Below are 15,584 nucleotides of genomic sequence, written 5' to 3'. Positions count from 1 at the left end.
TTCGGGTACGGAGGCTGGCATCTGCGCAGGCTGCGGGCGGTGACGGCGCGCGGACGCCAAGCGCTCCGCCGGGAAGTGGCGCGAGGTGTGGTCGTTCATCCGCGGCTGCGTCGTGGCTGATCGCGCAGTTCCCCGCGCCCCTTCGGGGCGCAACCGAACCGCACCGGACTTCAGCGAGGCCGCTTAGGGCTCCTCGTCCGGGTCGTCCGCCGACTCGTCCAGCTCCGCCAGCTCCCCCAGCGTCACCGGCGCCGCGAACGGCCGTGCCGAGAGCGGCCGCAGATCCTCCGCCGTGGCCGGTCGGCCGGTCGGCGACGCGGTGACGGCGGCGACCGCGAAACCGCAGATCCGCCCCTGGCACCAGCCCATACCCGGGCGGGCCAGGAGCTTCATGGTGCGGGGGTCCTCGGCGCCGAGGTCGGTACGGGCGCGGCACAGCTCCCCGTACGTGACCTCCTCGCAGCGGCAGACCACCGTGCGCTCGGTCAGCCGGTCGGTCCATCCGTCGGGCACCGGGTACGTGCGGTGCAGCGCGGCGGCGAAGGCCCGGCCGTGGCGGATCGCGGCGCGCAGCCGTCGTACGGCGCGCGGGTCGACCGGCAGCCCGTGGGCCGCCGCCAGCGACAGGGCGGCCAGCCGTCCCTCGGCGACGGCGAGCGCGGCGCCGCCCACGCCCGTGGTCTCCCCCGCGGCCAGGACGTCCGGGACGGTGGTGCGCTGACGGGCGTCGACCACGGCGACGAGGGAGCCGTCGAGGTCGCGCCGGGTGGCGGCGCCGACCATCAGGGGCAGTTCGAGGGCGGGGGTGAACCCCCAGCCCAGCGCCACCAGATCGGCCTCGACCACCTCGCCGCCGTCGAGCCGCACCCCGCGCACCCGGTCCTCGCCCAGGATCTCGGTCACCGTGGCCCGGGTCCGGTACGGGATGCGGTGGCGGGCCATCAGCGCCGCGTACCGCACCGCCTCGGCGGACTTGGCGGGCGCCCGTACCGCACCGTCCAGGTGGCGCAGCCAGCCGTGCGCCGGGTTGGCCTCGCACACGGCGAGGACCCGCACCCCGGCCTCGGCCAGGCCCGTCGCCACCGGCAGCAGGAACGGTCCCGTGCCCGCGACCACCGCCCGCCGCCCCGCCACCGCCCGATGCCCCTTCAGCAGCGCCTGGACGCCTCCGGCCGCCATCACCCCAGGCAGCTCCCAGCCGGGGAGCGGCAGTTGCCGGTCGTACGCGCCACAGCAGAGCACCAGCGACCGGGCCCGCACCCGGTCCCGCTCGACGGGGGCCGTGTCGTACGGACCGTTCAGGCGCAGGGTGAACGGTCCGCTGTCCGGGCGGGGGCGGTCGATCAGCCAGACCTGATGGCCGGGGAGATAGTGGAGACGGCCGAGGTGGCGCTGGTAGCGCAGCCGGGCGCGGAGGCGGGCGAAGAGCCGCCCGTGGGTGTGGCGAGGGGGCGTCGAGTGCTCGTCGTGGCGCCAGTACTGGCCGCCGGGCAGGCGCCCGGCGTCGATCAGCACCACGTCGAGGCCCGCCTCGGCGGCCCCGACGGCGGCGGCGAGCCCGGCGGGACCCGCGCCCACGACGGCTACGTCGTACGTCGGCCGATCAGTCGCCATCGCTGCCGTCACCATCGCTGCCCATCGCCATCGCCGCCGTCACCATCGCCGCCATCGCCATCGCCGCCATCGCCATCGCCGCCATCGCCATCGCCGCCATCGCCATCGCTGTCATCGCCGCCATCGCCATCGCGACCGTCCTCCGCCGAGAGCCGCATCCCGTCCCGCGCCGGGACCAGGCAGGCCCGCTGTCCCGGGCGCCCGTCCACGGTGATCAGGCAGTCGAAGCAGACCCCGATCCCGCAGAACAGCCCGCGCGGCCTGCCCTCGCGCCGCGTGGTCCGCCAGGCGACGATCCCGGCGGCCACCAGTGCCGCGCCCACGCTCTGCCCCGGCCGCGCGGTGACCGTCGTACCGTCGAAGGTCAGCCGGCAGGACGACGACCCCGTGCGCTCGTCATTTCCCGCGTGGCTCATCCGCACCACCCTCCTCGAAGCGTTCGGGCGCGAACGGCGTCAGGTCCAGATCCGTCGCCTCCCCCGTCAGCGCCTGCGCGATCAGCTTCCCCGTCCCCGCCGCGAGGCCGATCCCCGCGCCCTCGTGGCCGCAGGCGTGCCACAGCCCGGGGGCGCGCGGGTCGGGGCCGATGACCGGCAGATGGTCGGGGCAGTACGGCCGGAAGCCCGCGTACACGCGCATCGCCCGCACCGACGCCAGCATCGGGAACAGCCCGATCGCGCCCCGGGCCAGCGCCCGTACGGCGGCGGGGGAGGGCCGCCGGTCGAAGCCGACCCGCTCCCGGGTGGAGCCGATCAGCACCGTGCCGCCGCCCGTGCCCTCCACGACCGGCGACGCCTGGAGCTCCGCGTCCGAACTGGCCACGGCGTCCACGTAGTCGGCCGCGTAGACCTTGTGCCGTACGGTCGCGGGCGGCAGTGGTTCGGTGACGAGGACGAAGCCCCGGCGCGGCAGCACCGGCAGCTCGACGCCCGCGAGCCCGGCCACCGCACCGGCCCAGGTGCCCGCCGCGTTCAGGACGGCGGGGGCGCTGACGGTGCCGTGGGGTGTCCGTACGCCGGTGACCGGGGCACCCGCGCCGCCTCCCGGGGCGACCGGGGCACCCGCGCTCCCTCTCCCCGGGGTGGCCGGAGTACCCGTACGCCGGAGGAACCCCACCACCTCCGTCCCCGTCCGCACCACCGCCCCGCGCCGCCGCGCGAGCCGCAGCAGATGGGCCGCCGCCAGCATGGGCTGCACCTGGGCGTCCTGCGGATACAGCGCGCCCCCGGCGGCCTCGCGGGTCAGCCGTGGTTCGAGATCGTGGAGTTCGGCCCCGGACACCTCCCGTACGACGACACCACGGGCCCGCTGCCGCTCGGCCAGCGTTCGCAGCGCGCCCAGGGCGGCAGGCGTGGAGGCGACCACCAGCCCGCCCTTCCGCTCGAACTCCCACCACTCGCCGTACGGGCCCAGGTCCTCGCCCCACACCTGCCGCGAGTACCGCGCGAGCTCCAGCTCCGGGCCCGGCTCCTTGTCCGAGACCAGGACGTTTCCCTCGCCCGCGCCCGAGGTGCCGCACGCGATGGCGCCCCGGTCGACCACCACGACCCGCAGCCCCGCCAGGGTGGCGAACCAGGCGGCGGCCGCGCCGACGACTCCGGCGCCGATGACGACGAGGTCGGCGGTCTTCGGCACGTCCTGGTGCGTCGAAAACTCTTGGTGTGTCGAGAACTCTTGGTGCGTCGAATCCCTCCCAGCCCGAGTCATGGGCCACCGGCCCACAGCCCGCGCACATGGCCGATATGGCGATGCGTCATGGCCTCGGCGCCGCGCGCGTCCCCCGCCTCCACGAGGTCCAGCAGCGCGTGGTGCTCGGCCGCCGACTGGCCGAGCCGCCCGCTCTCCAGCAGCGGGATGAGCCCCAGCAGCCGGGTCTGGGAGCGGAGTTCGGACACCACGTCCACCAGCCGCCGATTCCCGGCGTGGCCGAGCAGGGTGAGATGGAAGACCCGGTCGGCCTCGATATAGCCGATGAGGTCGCCGCGTTCGGCCGCGTCCACGATGGCCTGGGCCAGCTCCCGCAGCGCGGGCAGCTCCCCCGGCGGGATACGCGGGACGGCCTCCCGTACGGTGGGCGGCTCGATGAGCAGACGGATGGACGCCAGGTCGTCCAGGTCCTGCTCGGAGACCTCGGTGACCCGGAACCCCTTGTTGGGCACCGAGACCACCAGCCCCTCCTTCACCAGGTCGAGCATCGCCTCGCGGACGGGCGTGGGGGAGACGTCGAAGCGGGCGCCGAGGGCGGGCGCCGAGTAGACGGCGCCGGGGGCGAGTTCACCGGAGATGATGCCCGCGCGCAGGGCGTTTCTGACCCGGTCGCGCAGGCTCTCGCGCTTGCCGAGCGGCGCAAGACTGGAGCCGCGGGCGCGGGGAGCGGACCCGGTCATGTCCCTTCCACCACCGTTCTCCCCTCTCTGCACCGGAAACTCGCTACACCAGAAACCCGCTACACCAGGAACCCGGCCGGGAACGGATCCTCGGGGTCGAGATGGAACTGCGCGGTGCCGGTGACCCACGCCCGCCCCGTGATCGAGGGCACGACGGCGGGCAGCCCCGCCACCGTGGTCTCCTCCAGCAGCCGCCCGATGAACCGCGTCCCGATGAACGACTCGTTCACGAACTCCTCGCCGAGACCCAGCTCACCGCGTGCGTACAGCTGCGCCATCCGCGCGGAGGTGCCGGTGCCGCAGGGGGAGCGGTCGAACCAGCCCGGGTGGATGGCCATCGCGTGGCGGGAGTGGCGCGCCGTCGAACCCGGGGCCTGGAGGTAGACATGGCGGCAGCCGGTGATGTCCGGCCGCTCGGGGTGGTGCGGCGGGTCCTGTGCGTTCACCGCGTCCATGATCTTCAGCCCGGCGGTCAGCAGCTCCTGCCCGGCCGCCCGGTCGAAGGGCAGCCCGAGGGCGTCCAGCTCCACGATGGCGTAGAAGTTGCCGCCGAACGCGATGTCGTAGCGCACCTCGCCGAGGCCGGGCACCCGCACCGTACGGTCGGTGGCCGGGCAGAACGCGGCCACGTTCCGGATCGTCACCGAGGTGGCGGCCCCGTCGCGCACGGCGACCTCGGCGACCACCAGGCCCGCCGGGGTGTCCAGGCGGATGGTGGTGACCGGCTCCCGCACTTCGACCATCCCGGTCTCGACCAGCACGGTGGCCACCCCGATGGTGCCGTGCCCGCACATGGGCAGCACCCCGGACACCTCGATGAAGAGCACACCGTGATCCGCGTCCGGCCGGGTCGGCGGCTGGAGGATGGCCCCGCTCATCGCGGAGTGGCCGCGCGGTTCGTACATCAGCAGGGTGCGCAGATCGTCGCGGTGCTCGATGAACCACTGCCTGCGCTCGGCCATGGTCGCACCCGGGAGCGTCCCCACCCCGCCGGTGACCACCCGGGTGGGCATGCCCTCGGTGTGGGACTCCACGGTGTGCAACACCCGCCGCGACCTCATGAACGCCCCCTGCCCCGCACCCCGTCCCCCACCGGCAAGGCAACCCCCGACACGACCCCCACCGGTACGGCGACCCTCACCGGTACGGCGGCCCCCACCGACACGACCCCCACCGGTACCTCGCCCCCCACCGACGCGGCCCTCACCGGTACCCCAGCGCGAGCACCGTCTCAGTCTCCCGGACGACCCGGGCCGCCGCCTCCCCGGCCAGCCGGGAGCGCGGAGGGCGGCACGGCCCGCCACGCAGCCCGGCGAGGTCCATGGACACCTTGATGGCCTGGACGAACTCGGTCCTGGAGTCCCAGCGCAGCAGCGGATGCAGCGCCCGGTACAGCGGCAGCGCCTTCTCCAGATCCGCGCCGACGCCCGAGGTGGCGAGCCGGTACAGCTCCACGGTGGCGTCGGGAATCGCGTTCGGATACCCGGCGATCCACCCCACGGCCCCGGCGAGCCCCAGCTCCAGCAGCACGTCATCGGCGCCGATCAGCAGATCGAGACCGGGGGCGCGCTCGGCGATCTCGTACGCTCGCCGCACATCCCCGCTGAACTCCTTGACCGCGACGATCAGCCCCTCCCCGTGCAGCTCGGCCAGGAGCTCCGGGGTGAGGTCGACCTTGGTGTCATGGGGGTTGTTGTACGCCACCACCGGCAGCCCGGCGCGCGCCACCTCGCGGTAGTGGCCGACCACGGCCTCCCGGTCGGCGCGGTAGCTGTTCGGCGGCAGCGCAAGCACCGCCCGCGCCCCGGCCTCCCCCGCCTGCTCCGCCCACCGCCGGCTCTCCAGCGCCCCGTACGCCGCCACCCCCGGCATCACCCCGAACCCCCCGGGCGCCGCCTCCACCGCCACCCGCACCACCCGCGCCCGCTCCTCGTCCGTCAGGGTCTGGTACTCCCCCAACGACCCATTGGGGCACACCCCGTCACAACCGTGCTCGGCGAGAAACCGCACATGGGCGGCGTAACCCTCGTAGTCGACCGACAACTCGTCATCGTCATGGAACGGAAGCGCCGTGGCGACATGAACGCCACGCCAGGGCGCGGAGAGATCGGGCATGCGGAACCTCCTGGGGGAGGGGACCAGACCACCGGATTTCCCTTTGAAGATAGCAGTGCAATGTCACACCGCACAGTGCCCCGATCCACCTTCCTCCCCCTTGTCCCCTATCCGCTACGGCCGTCGGGCCGGGCGGCTCCCCAGGTGGGCGACGACACCGGAGTGGAAGCGGTCCACGGCGTCGTCGACACTGCGGATGAAGCCGGACTCGGCATTGCCTCGGGCGCCGCCCATGCCCTTGAAGAGGGACAGCCGGAACCCGGTTATCCGGGCGCCCCCCTTGGGGAGCATGTCGGCCGGTTCGGGCCGGAGCCGCTCGAGGGTGCCGCGCGGGCCGCCGCCCTGCCCCTCGACAAGGGTTTCCACATGGAGGTCGGCCGGAGCCTCGGCCAGCTGCCGGACCAGGCGCTTGGCCCAGGTGAGGGGGTAACCCTGGTCCGGGGCCGGAATCTCGATGGAGGTGCGCAGCTTGCCGGTCCGCAGATCGGCGACGATCGCGAGGATCCCGGAGGTGCCCTCGATACGCAGCTCGGCGTAGAGGCGGCCCTCCTCGCACAGCCGGTCGGCCATGGCCGCACGACGGGAACTCTGGTCGGTCCCCCGCCTGGCGCGCTGAACGGGCAGGACCTTCTGCCCGAGTTCGCCGCCCAGCCGCAGACAGACCTGGCGGATGAGCCGGTCCCAGCTCTCGACCACGTCGATGGCGCGCTGGTCCCCCTGGCAGAGGGTCTCGCTGTCGATGCCGTTGCGCACCGGCACCCAGGCCGGGCCCATGTTCTGGAAGCCGTGGCAGCCGGAGTTCTCGTGCTGGAGGTACTGGAGCAGTTCCTGGAGGAGCCAGGCGTGCGCGGTGTTGCCGACACCCTCGTGGCGGATCAGCATCTGGGCGTGGTGGGCCACCTCGGCCCAGGACAGATGCCACAGCGCGACCTTGTGCTTACGGCGTCCGTCGACCTTGACGTCGACCAGTGGGCTGCCTTCGAGAGCGACGTCATTGGACAGCGTGATCACGGCCTCGTAGCCCCGCCGGGCGGCGATGTCCATGTAGTCCTGGACCTGCTCGGACTTGAGCGGATTGCCGTTGGTCTTCGTCTCCACCAGGGCGGTCCAGAGCTTCCCGGCCCGTTCGACGCGGATCACGCCGTCAGGACGCTTGGGGGCGTTGCCACCGTGCGGCAGGGAGACCTCGGTGAAGGTCTCCATACGGCCGGCGGGGGCGCCGAAGGCCGCGGTGAGCCGACGCCCGAACTCGGGCACCTGCGTCATCACCGACAGCAGGACAGACGTGGCGCGCATTTCCCGTTCCCGGTCGTATCTGAGCGAGGAAACCGGGAAGAGCCGCGCCGCCCGCCACGACTCGTTCTCCGCCAGCGACTTCCTGGCGACCTTGGGAAGCGTGACCTTCTTCTTCGCCGTGCGGGGGCGGCGGGCCGGAGCCGGTGCGGACTCCTCGTCCGTCACCCGGTCCGTGGGCGTCGCCGTCCGCGCGGGGATGCCGGGCGCCCCCTCGGCCCCGGGCGCGGGCGCCTGCTCCACCGCCTCCGGCGCGGCATCCGCCGCCTCGTCAGCCGCGTCATCGTCGGCCGTCTCCTCGTCAGCCGCGCTGTCGTCGGCCGCCGCCTCGTCAGCCGCGTCATCGTCGATGTCGATGCCGAAGTCCGTGGCCAGACCGGCCAGTCCGGACTCATACCCCTGCCCGACGGCACGGAACTTCCACTCCTCGCCCCGGCGGTAGAGCTCGCCGAAGATGAACGCGCTCTCCACGTCGGCGTCCTCGATCGAGAACCCCAGCAGGGTCTCGCCGACCCGGTCCGCGAGGGTCACCCGCAGGTCGCCGAGATCGCCGAACCTGGCGCCGCCGTACCGGCTGGCCGCCACGACGATCCGCTCGACATCCGCGGGTGCCGCCGTCAGATCGAGGCTGATGCGGTCCTCGTTCCCCTCGGCGGTCGGCGTCTTGCCCAGCAGTTGCACACTGCCATCGGCGGCGGCCGGGTTGTTGTAGAAGTAGAAGTCCGCGTCGCCGCGGACCTTGCCATCACCGTTCAGCAGCAGCACGGAGACGTCGGCGTCCCCGTCTCCGGTCGCGGAGCTCCAGTTCAGGCTCACGATCACGGATCCCGTGTCCTCGCTCAGAGCGGCCAGGCCGACATTGCCACCCTTGATCATCTCCCGCATGGTTCGTCCCCCCAAAAGACAGCCGCCTCGGACCCCCCGAGCGGCCTCCGCATTGCGATGCGTGACGCGCCGCACATGTCGCGTGAGCGAAGTGAACCTTAGCGCCCGAACCACGCGTTTCGGGAGGTCATGCGCCGATTGATGGCAACCCGCGACCCCCGGAAGTCACCGAAAACGCACAAGAGTTCACAGCGCGAACTGTGCGGTCTATACCTTTTGCGGGTGTGGCCTTTGTGTCGCACGAGACAGTGAACGTGACTACTATTCACGTTGATTCGGCCGGATCCCACCGCCTGTCAGGTGGCTGCTCTTCCAAAGCGGGGACTGCTCTTCGTCTCTTGTCAGCCAGGTCACCGGCGTGAAAGGCTCGGCCCGCCCCGTAAGGGGAATCCCCAACTCCGAGGCATCGCTGTGCTGTTGGCTGACCATCCTGCGGCCCGTTTGTGAGAGGGTTGCCCCCCGGCGGGGGCGCCGCTGTTCGTGAGTGAGGAATTGCCTCCATGCCCGACCACTCATCTCCCAGGGAATCGCCCGGGGACGGCTCCCCGACGCGTCGCGGGGTCGCCGAGGCGCCCGGCGAGGATGTCGATGGCGCGGCCTCCGCCACGGCGTTGCTGGGCGCGTACTGGGACGCGGTCGCCGATTACGCGGAGCTGTGCACCACCACCCCGGAAGACGGGATGCGGCTCGCCACCGAGGCGTTCCGGCGGGGCATCCGGGAGACCCGCAACCGCCGTACCCGGGGGTTCGGCAAGCGCCTCCCGTGGCTTCCGCTCTTTCTGACCGCCGTACGGAAGACCGCCGCCGACTGGGTCGCCCACCGGCACGGGGACCGGCTCAACCCGGAGCTGCGGACCTGGCTGGCCTCCGACCTCGCCGCCCGGTTCGCCGCACCGCCCCGGGACCAGCCGCTCGCCCTGCGCGCGCTGCGGGACCTGCCGGAGGCGGACGGGGAGCTGCTGTGGCTGGTCGAGGTGGAGGCGCGGTCCACGGAGGCGGTGGCCCGGCAGCTCGGGTACGACCCGGAGTACGCCACCGAGGAGATCGCCCGGGTCCGCGCGGCCTTCCGCGAACGGTGTCAGCGCGCCCATGTGGACACCCTCACCGACGAGGAGTGCCGCAGCTACGCCAAGCTGCTGGACGCCGCCACCCGGGCGCCCGACTCCCCCTCGCCCGCCGATCTGTGGCAGCACCTCGCCCGTTGCCGTAGCTGCCGGGACGCCGCCACCTGTATGTACGTGGACGGCGCCGGGCTGCCCGGCGCGCTGGCGGGCGGGGTCATCGGCTGGGGCGCGAACCTCTACCTCAAGCGGCGCCGCGCGCTCGCCGAGCGGGCCCCGGGCGCCGCGCCGAGCGCCCGCGCCGCGGCCCCCACCGCGCACGCGGTCCGCGCCCCGCTGTGGGAACGGCTGCGCGACCGGGTCCTGGACGCGATCGGGGCGCGGCGGAGCAGACGGGCCGGGGGTGTGGAGGGCAGAGCCGGCGCGGGCGGCAGAGCCGGTGCGGGCGGGGCCGATGGGGCGAGCGTGGCTCGCTCCGGGGGGCACCGGGTCGTCCGGAACCGCGCCGCCCGCCGCCGGTTACGCAGAGCCCGTACGACGGTCATCCTGGCCGTGATCGCCGTCGTCGCCCTTGCCGCACTGGTCGCGATGACCAGAACCGCCGCCGACTCCGACAACCGAACCGGCGGTGCGACGGGCCCCGAGGTGACCCCCGGCAGCCTGGCCCCCGCCACCTCGTCCCCGTACAACCCCGGCGCCCCCGCCTCCCCCGGCCCCTCGAAGAGCGAGGGCGGGAAGGACGGGAAGGGCTCCGGCGAGGGGCACCAGAAGAAGCCCGGGCGCTCCTCTGCCCCGTCCGCCTCGTCCTCCAAGGGCGACTCCGGCTCCGCGTCCGGCCACGGCGGCAAACCGCCCTCCGACGGCCGGAAGCCCGGCGACGACGCCGACTGCACGGCCCGTTTCCAGCTGGTCAACGAATGGCCCGACGGCTTCCAGGCCGCCGTCACCCTCACCTCCCGCGAATCTCTCAACGGCTGGCGGGTCACCTGGACCTTCCACGACTCCCAGCGGGTGACGCAGATGTGGGACGGGGAGTTCACCCAGCACGGCTCGAAGGTGACCGCCACCGCGGCCGACTACAACAAGCGGGTCAAGGCCGGTGGCTCCCTCTCCGTGGGCTTCCTCGGATCCTGGAGCGACGGCAACCGGCCGCCCGGCTCCTTCACCCTGAACGGCCGCCCCTGCGCGGGCTGACGGCGCCCTCCCCCAACGCGCGGGCTGAAGGCGCCGCTCCCCGGCCCCGGCCCGAACGGCGGTCCCACCCGGATGGCGGAACAAGACCTCCGCTCCCGGGGGAAACCATCCAGGAATGAGCAGTGTCCTCAGCGGCATCGTGACCCTGCCACCCGACGCCCCCGCCGGGCGGGCGGCGCGGGTGGTGGTGGAGGTGCGCAACGTCTCCCGGTCCGACACCCCCGAGTCAATCGTGGCCGCGCAGGTCCTCACCGATGTGCCGCTGAGCCCGGGCGGCCATGTCCCGTTCAGCGTCACCGTCCCCGGTGAGCTCGTCCCGGGCGACAACTACGGGCTGCGGGTCCATGTGGACGTCAGCGGCTCCGGGATCCTGGAGAGCGGCGACCTGGTCAGCGCCGAGGCCGGCCCCGTACCGGCCGGATCCACCGCGGGTCTGATCGCCCCGGTCACGATCGTCTGACGGACGGGTCCCGGCGCGGTGGGGGCGCGCCGGGGCCGCGTCTCGTGGTCAGTCGTCGTTCGCCGCGTCGGAGTCCGCCCTGTTCGCCGCCGACTCCGCGTCGTCCACGAGCTTGTTCAGCTCGTCCAGCTCGGAGGCGGACGGAGCCGGTGCGGTGGCCGACGGGGCGGACGTCCCCGATGAGCCGTCCGCGTCGTCCGAGCCGTCCGAGCCGTCCGAACCGCCCTTGCCGCCGCCGCAGCCGGTGACCAGCGCGGCGCAAAGCAGCGCCGTGGCGGCCACGGCCCAGGGGCCGCGCTTCACTTCGCCGATTCCTTGCCGCCGCCGGAGCCCTCGCCGCGCGCGGCGCACCACTTCTGGACCTTCGACAGGTCCTTCTGCCGCTGCTCGAGCGTCGGCACGAGGGACCTGCGGAAGGTGAGCTTGTGGTCGAGGAACGTCTGGACCTCGGTGTGGTCCGCCTTCTTCGCCCGCTCGACCCGCTTCGTCAGCCGGGCCACCGACCCGCGGACGGTCGCCGGGCCCTTCAGCCGCTTCAGCGCGCGGTCCAGCCGCTTGTCGATCCTCTTGGCGCGCTTGCACAGCCCCCGGGAGCCGTCCCCCGCCCCCTTCGGCGCCTTCGGCGCCTTCGCGCTGGGGTAGGCGGCCGGTGCGGAGGCCGGGGCGCTGCCGTCCGCCGCCGCGATGCCCACCGGACCGAGCAGGGCGGCGGTGGCCGCGCACGCCACGAGGGCGCTCTTTCCACGGTGCATGGTGCTGTTCCTTCCCTAGGAGCCGGACGGCCGGGGAGGGGCCGGGCCGTCCCGGACTGGGGAAAAACCTAGGAACCTTCTTTGTGGAAACTCTGTGGAACGGAACGGCCGGTGCCGCCCCCGGCTACGGCGCTTCGGTGGGCCGCAGGACGAACCCCACGCCGCGCACCGTGTGCAGCATCCGTGGCCGCCCGCCCGCCTCCAGCTTGCGGCGCAGATAGCTGACGAAGGTGTCCACGGCGTCCGTACGGACGTCGAAGTCATAGCCCCAGACGCGATCCAGCAGCTGATCGCGGGTGAGCACGATCCCCGCGTTCCGGGCGAACACGTCCAGCAGCTCGAACTCGCGCCGGGTGAGCCGCAGCGCCACCCCGTCCAGCCACGCCTCCCGGGCCTCCGGCACCATCTCCAGCGCACCGGCCCGCACCCGGTCGGTGGCGGCGGGCGGACGGCGGCGCAGCAGGGCGTGCAGCCGCAGCACCAGCTCCTGGAGCGCGAAGGGCTTGACGAGGTAGTCGTCGCCCCCGGCCTGGAGCCCGGCCACCCGGTCGGCCACCTCGTCGAGGGCCGACAGCATCAGGACGGGCACGTCATTGCCGTCCGCGCGCAGGCTGCGGCACACCTCGATCCCGCTGAGGTCGGGCATGGAGATGTCCAGGACCACCACATCGGGCGCCCCGTCGCGCAGCGCGGCCAGCGCGGCGTGGCCGCCGTCCGCGAGGGTCACGGCGAACCCGTTGAGCCGCAGCCCGCGCTCCAGGGACCGCCGGATGGCCGCGTCGTCATCCGTCACCAGGACGCGACCGCTGCCCGTGCCTGCCATGTCCGTACCACCTCCGGCCCGGCATGGTACGTGCCCCGCCGTGCGCACGGCCCGTTCCAGGGGCCCGGGCATGGCCTTTGGGCCAATTGACTCCGTCCCGTCCGCGCCGTGGGATTGGCCTGGTTCACCCTTTTCCCGCCGCGCCCGCCCAGGAGCCGGTGTGTCCCGCGCCAGCGAAGGAGCCAGCGTGTCCCAGCCCGCCACCGCCCCGGATGCCCTGGACGCCCCTGACTCGCCGGACGCCGTGGACACCCCGGACTCCCCGGATGCCGTGGACGCCCCGGACTCCCCGGATGCCCTCGACGCCCCGGATGCCCTGGACGCCTTGGACGCGCTGGGGCCCAAGGGGCCCTACCGCTCCCGCCACCGCCTCACCGTCACCGATGTCACCGGCGTCCCGATGGCCGAACTCTCCCTGGTGCCCCGGCTGTTCGTCACCCGGGCGCTGGCCGCGCTGCGCGCCGCCGACACCCTGCCCCTGGAGGAGCGGCTGGCCGCGCTGAAGCGGGCCGGGGAGCTGTTCGCCACCGGCACCGTGGCCGGGATGTCGTACGCGGCGTACGAGGGCGCGGTGTGCCGGATGTCGGGCACCCCGCTCGCCAATGTGCGCATCGCCGTGGAGGCGATACGGCTCAGCGCCACCGACGCCCACCGCAGCGTCCAGGCGGCCCGCCCGGTGGGGGCGGTGGGCGATTGGCGCGATCCGTACGCCAGGAGCGGCACCGCGGTGTGGATCCGGCGCGGCGATGTCTTCGCGGTGCACGCCGCCGGCAACCACCCCGCCGTGCACGCCCTGTGGCTCGAGGCGCTGGCGCTGGGCTACCGAGTGGCCGTACGGCCCTCCCGCCGTGAGCCGCTCACCCCGTACCGGCTGGTCAGCGCCCTGCGCGCGGCGGGGTTCGGCCCGGACCAGGTGGTGCTGCTGCCCACCGACCACGACGCGGCGGGCGAGATCCTGCACGGCGCGGACCTGTCCATGGTCTACGGCGGGCAGGAGGTCATCGACCGCTACGCCGCCGATCCGGCCGTGCTGCCCAACGGGCCCGGCCGCTCCAAGATCCTGATCACCGCCGACCGGGAGTGGCGCGACCACCTCGATGTCGTCGTCGACTCCATCGCCCGCCACGGCGGCACCGCGTGCGTCAACGCCACCGCCGTGCTCGTCGAGGGCGATCCGGCGCCGGTCGCCGAGGCGCTGGCGGAGCGGCTCGCCGCCCTCCCCAGCCTGCCGCCGCAGGACGAGCGGGCCGTGCTGCCGGTCCATCCCCTCGAGGTCGCGCGCGGCTTCGAGCGCCTGCTGCTCGGCAAGGCCGCGGGCGCCCGGGCCTGGCTGGGCGGCGACGGCGTGGTGGACGACCTCGGCGACGGCAGCGCCGCCCTCCGCCCCGCCGTCTTCCAGCTCGACGATCCGCGGGACCCGCGACTGGGCGTGGAGCTGTCGTTCCCCTGCGTCTGGGTGGCCCCCTGGACGCGCGAGGCGGGGGTCGCCGCGCTCCGGGACAGCCTGGTGGTCACGGCGATCACCGGCGACGAGGCGCTGCTGGACGGGCTGCTCGCCGAGCCCTCCATCAAGAACCTCTACATCGGCGACCATCCCACCCACTGGATCGCGCCGGGCATCCCGCACGACGCGTATCTCGGCGAGTTCCTGATGCGTACGAAGGCCGTCATCCGCGGCTGACCCCATGAGTCCGCACCCCTGCCGCCATCCGCCCTGCCGCCATCCGTCCTGCCGCCCTGCCGCCATCCGCGAGGAGCATCCCGTGCCGACAGCTTCCCTTTCGGTGCTCGACATCCCCTTCGACGAGCGCCCCGACCCCGATGAGTACATCCGCGCCGCCATGGAGTGGCACTTCGGCCCGGACACCGGCTCCCCCTTCTGGCTGCGGAAGGCGGAGACGCTGGACTTCGATCCGCGGCGGGACGTCAAGGGCGTCGCCGACCTCGCGCTCTTCCCCAATGTCACCGGCGAGCTGCGCGAGGTGCCGGTGCGCGATCTGATCCCCCAGGGGTACGGCGCCGACGCCCGGATCGTCGGGGTCTTCGAAAGCGGCGGCACCACCGGCGCGCCCAAGCGGATCGTGTGTCTGCGCGACTGGCTGGACCGCCTCACCCACGGGCTGAGCGCCGACCTCGACGGGCTCGGCATCCCGCGCGGGGTGGACTGGCTCGCCATCGCCCCCAGCGGCCCCCATATGGTCGGCGAGATGGTCGCGGGCACGGCCGCCCGGCACGGTGGGCTGATGTTCCGCGTCGACATGGATCCGCGCTGGGTGAAGAAGCTGATCTCCGGCGGGAAGGCCGAGGAGACCGACGCCTATGTGAACCATCTGGTGGAGCAGGCGGCGTATGTCCTGCGCACCCAGGACATCGGCGTACTGATGACCACCCCGCCGCTGCTGGAGCGGCTGGCCCGGCACGACGACCTCATCGAGCTGATCGGGGAGAAGGTCAAGGGCATCATGTGGGGCGGCGCCCATATGGACGCCGACACCCGCGATCTGCTGCGCTCCGAGGTCTTCCCCGGCTGTGAGCTGTACGGCACCTACGGCAACACCATGATCCTCGGCGGTGCCACCGAGCGGCTGGGGCTCGGCCCGGACGAGCCGTGCGTCTTCGATCCGCGTACGCCGTTCGTCACCTTCTCGGTGGTGGACCCGGCGAGCGGGCGGCCGGTGGCGTACGGGGAGCGCGGGCAGGTGGTGATGAACCACGTCAGCAAGTCCGCCCTGCTGCCCAACAACCTCGAGCGGGATCTGGCGATCCGCGTCCCGCCGCCGGAGGGCGCGGTCGGGGACTCGGTGGCCGATGTGGGGCCGGTGGCGATGTTCGACGACGAGGTCGTGATCGAGGGCGTCTACTGATCGGGGACGTATCCTCACGCCAGGGGTGGCGGCGCGGCTGACACCGGGCCGCCACCAGCGGCTGACACCGAGCCGCCACCAGGCGTTTGCCGCGTTCCGCCATGGACCCATTCAGTCGCGACAGTCGCAGTGGTTA

Annotated in this window: 14 protein-coding genes; 4 read left to right on the top strand and 10 right to left on the bottom strand. The window is 73.4% G+C overall.

Annotation, left to right across the window (positions count from 1 at the left end):
• Positions 1–183: 183 nt before the first annotated feature.
• From ACT2CW_RS04100 to ACT2CW_RS04070, 7 genes are all read right to left on the bottom strand, one after another.
• A complete protein-coding gene (locus tag ACT2CW_RS04100) occupies positions 184–1,614 on the bottom strand; it encodes an FAD/NAD(P)-dependent oxidoreductase (RefSeq protein WP_445515506.1) in 1,431 nt (476 codons plus the stop codon).
• Positions 1,615–1,622: 8 nt separating this feature from the next.
• Positions 1,623–2,030 (bottom strand): (2Fe-2S)-binding protein, encoded by a 408-nt coding sequence (locus ACT2CW_RS04095; protein WP_445515505.1) that lies wholly within the window; start codon positions 2,028–2,030, stop codon positions 1,623–1,625.
• Entirely contained in the window at positions 2,011–3,249 is a 1,239-nt protein-coding gene (locus ACT2CW_RS04090) for an NAD(P)/FAD-dependent oxidoreductase (protein WP_445515504.1), read from the bottom strand. The genes ACT2CW_RS04095 and ACT2CW_RS04090 overlap by 20 nt, the downstream gene beginning before the upstream one ends.
• Positions 3,250–3,317: 68 nt before the next feature.
• Positions 3,318–4,001 carry a GntR family transcriptional regulator gene (locus ACT2CW_RS04085; RefSeq protein WP_445515503.1) on the bottom strand — a complete coding sequence of 228 codons (684 nt, stop codon included), beginning with the start codon at positions 3,999–4,001 and terminating at the stop codon, positions 3,318–3,320.
• A 59-nt stretch (positions 4,002–4,060) separates the two neighbouring features.
• Positions 4,061–5,062: a proline racemase family protein gene (locus tag ACT2CW_RS04080; protein ID WP_086879575.1), complete on the bottom strand. Its 1,002-nt coding sequence runs from the start codon at positions 5,060–5,062 to the stop codon at positions 4,061–4,063.
• A 142-nt stretch (positions 5,063–5,204) separates the two neighbouring features.
• A complete protein-coding gene (locus tag ACT2CW_RS04075; protein ID WP_445515502.1) occupies positions 5,205–6,116 on the bottom strand; it encodes a dihydrodipicolinate synthase family protein in 912 nt (303 codons plus the stop codon).
• 114 nt (positions 6,117–6,230) lie between these two features.
• On the bottom strand, positions 6,231–8,285 hold the full coding sequence (locus tag ACT2CW_RS04070) for a TerD family protein (RefSeq protein ID WP_445515682.1): 2,055 nt from the start codon (positions 8,283–8,285) through the stop codon (positions 6,231–6,233).
• A gap of 509 nt (positions 8,286–8,794) precedes the next feature.
• Here ACT2CW_RS04070 and ACT2CW_RS04065 point away from each other — a divergent pair.
• Entirely contained in the window at positions 8,795–10,549 is a 1,755-nt protein-coding gene (locus ACT2CW_RS04065; RefSeq protein ID WP_445515501.1) for a cellulose binding domain-containing protein, read from the top strand.
• Between the two features lie 115 nt (positions 10,550–10,664).
• Positions 10,665–11,009 carry a hypothetical protein gene (locus tag ACT2CW_RS04060; RefSeq protein ID WP_445515500.1) on the top strand — a complete coding sequence of 115 codons (345 nt, stop codon included), beginning with the start codon at positions 10,665–10,667 and terminating at the stop codon, positions 11,007–11,009.
• Between the two features lie 48 nt (positions 11,010–11,057).
• Here the strand turns inward: ACT2CW_RS04060 and ACT2CW_RS04055 are convergent, their stop codons facing one another.
• The 3 genes from ACT2CW_RS04055 to ACT2CW_RS04045 all read right to left on the bottom strand — a co-directional run bounded on the left by ACT2CW_RS04055 (position 11,058) and on the right by ACT2CW_RS04045 (position 12,584).
• The gene (locus ACT2CW_RS04055) at positions 11,058–11,312 is read right to left on the bottom strand and encodes a hypothetical protein (protein ID WP_182471870.1); all 255 of its coding nucleotides are present in this window, start codon (positions 11,310–11,312) and stop codon (positions 11,058–11,060) included.
• Positions 11,309–11,761, bottom strand: coding sequence for a hypothetical protein (locus ACT2CW_RS04050; protein ID WP_445515499.1), 453 nt, complete (start codon positions 11,759–11,761; stop codon positions 11,309–11,311). Before ACT2CW_RS04050 ends, ACT2CW_RS04055 begins: the two co-directional genes overlap by 4 nt.
• A 124-nt stretch (positions 11,762–11,885) precedes the next feature.
• Entirely contained in the window at positions 11,886–12,584 is a 699-nt protein-coding gene (locus tag ACT2CW_RS04045; RefSeq protein ID WP_138914722.1) for a response regulator transcription factor, read from the bottom strand.
• Between the two features lie 316 nt (positions 12,585–12,900).
• On the opposite strand from ACT2CW_RS04045, the gene ACT2CW_RS04040 reads away from it, so the two are divergent.
• Positions 12,901–14,265, top strand: coding sequence for an aldehyde dehydrogenase family protein (locus ACT2CW_RS04040; RefSeq protein ID WP_445515681.1), 1,365 nt, complete (start codon positions 12,901–12,903; stop codon positions 14,263–14,265).
• An 82-nt stretch (positions 14,266–14,347) separates the two neighbouring features.
• A complete protein-coding gene (locus tag ACT2CW_RS04035; RefSeq protein ID WP_138914723.1) occupies positions 14,348–15,448 on the top strand; it encodes an AMP-binding protein in 1,101 nt (366 codons plus the stop codon).
• Positions 15,449–15,584 lie beyond the last annotated feature (136 nt).

Source organism: Streptomyces sp. NEAU-174 (genome assembly GCF_052665095.1).
Note: the sequence above shows the minus strand (reverse complement) of the source record. Positions and strands in the feature narration are given on the sequence as shown.

Coding starts and splice junctions, on each gene's coding strand:
- ACT2CW_RS04075 (WP_445515502.1), bottom strand. CDS start 6,116: ATGCCCGATCTCTCCGCGCCCTGGCGTGGCGTTCATGTCGCCACGGCG.
- ACT2CW_RS04085 (WP_445515503.1), bottom strand. CDS start 4,001: ATGACCGGGTCCGCTCCCCGCGCCCGCGGCTCCAGTCTTGCGCCGCTC.
- ACT2CW_RS04070 (WP_445515682.1), bottom strand. CDS start 8,285: ATGATCAAGGGTGGCAATGTCGGCCTGGCCGCTCTGAGCGAGGACACG.
- ACT2CW_RS04095 (WP_445515505.1), bottom strand. CDS start 2,030: ATGAGCCACGCGGGAAATGACGAGCGCACGGGGTCGTCGTCCTGCCGG.
- ACT2CW_RS04065 (WP_445515501.1), top strand. CDS start 8,795: ATGCCCGACCACTCATCTCCCAGGGAATCGCCCGGGGACGGCTCCCCG.
- ACT2CW_RS04045 (WP_138914722.1), bottom strand. CDS start 12,584: ATGGCAGGCACGGGCAGCGGTCGCGTCCTGGTGACGGATGACGACGCG.
- ACT2CW_RS04050 (WP_445515499.1), bottom strand. CDS start 11,761: ATGCACCGTGGAAAGAGCGCCCTCGTGGCGTGCGCGGCCACCGCCGCC.
- ACT2CW_RS04100 (WP_445515506.1), bottom strand. CDS start 1,614: ATGGCGACTGATCGGCCGACGTACGACGTAGCCGTCGTGGGCGCGGGT.
- ACT2CW_RS04060 (WP_445515500.1), top strand. CDS start 10,665: ATGAGCAGTGTCCTCAGCGGCATCGTGACCCTGCCACCCGACGCCCCC.
- ACT2CW_RS04080 (WP_086879575.1), bottom strand. CDS start 5,062: ATGAGGTCGCGGCGGGTGTTGCACACCGTGGAGTCCCACACCGAGGGC.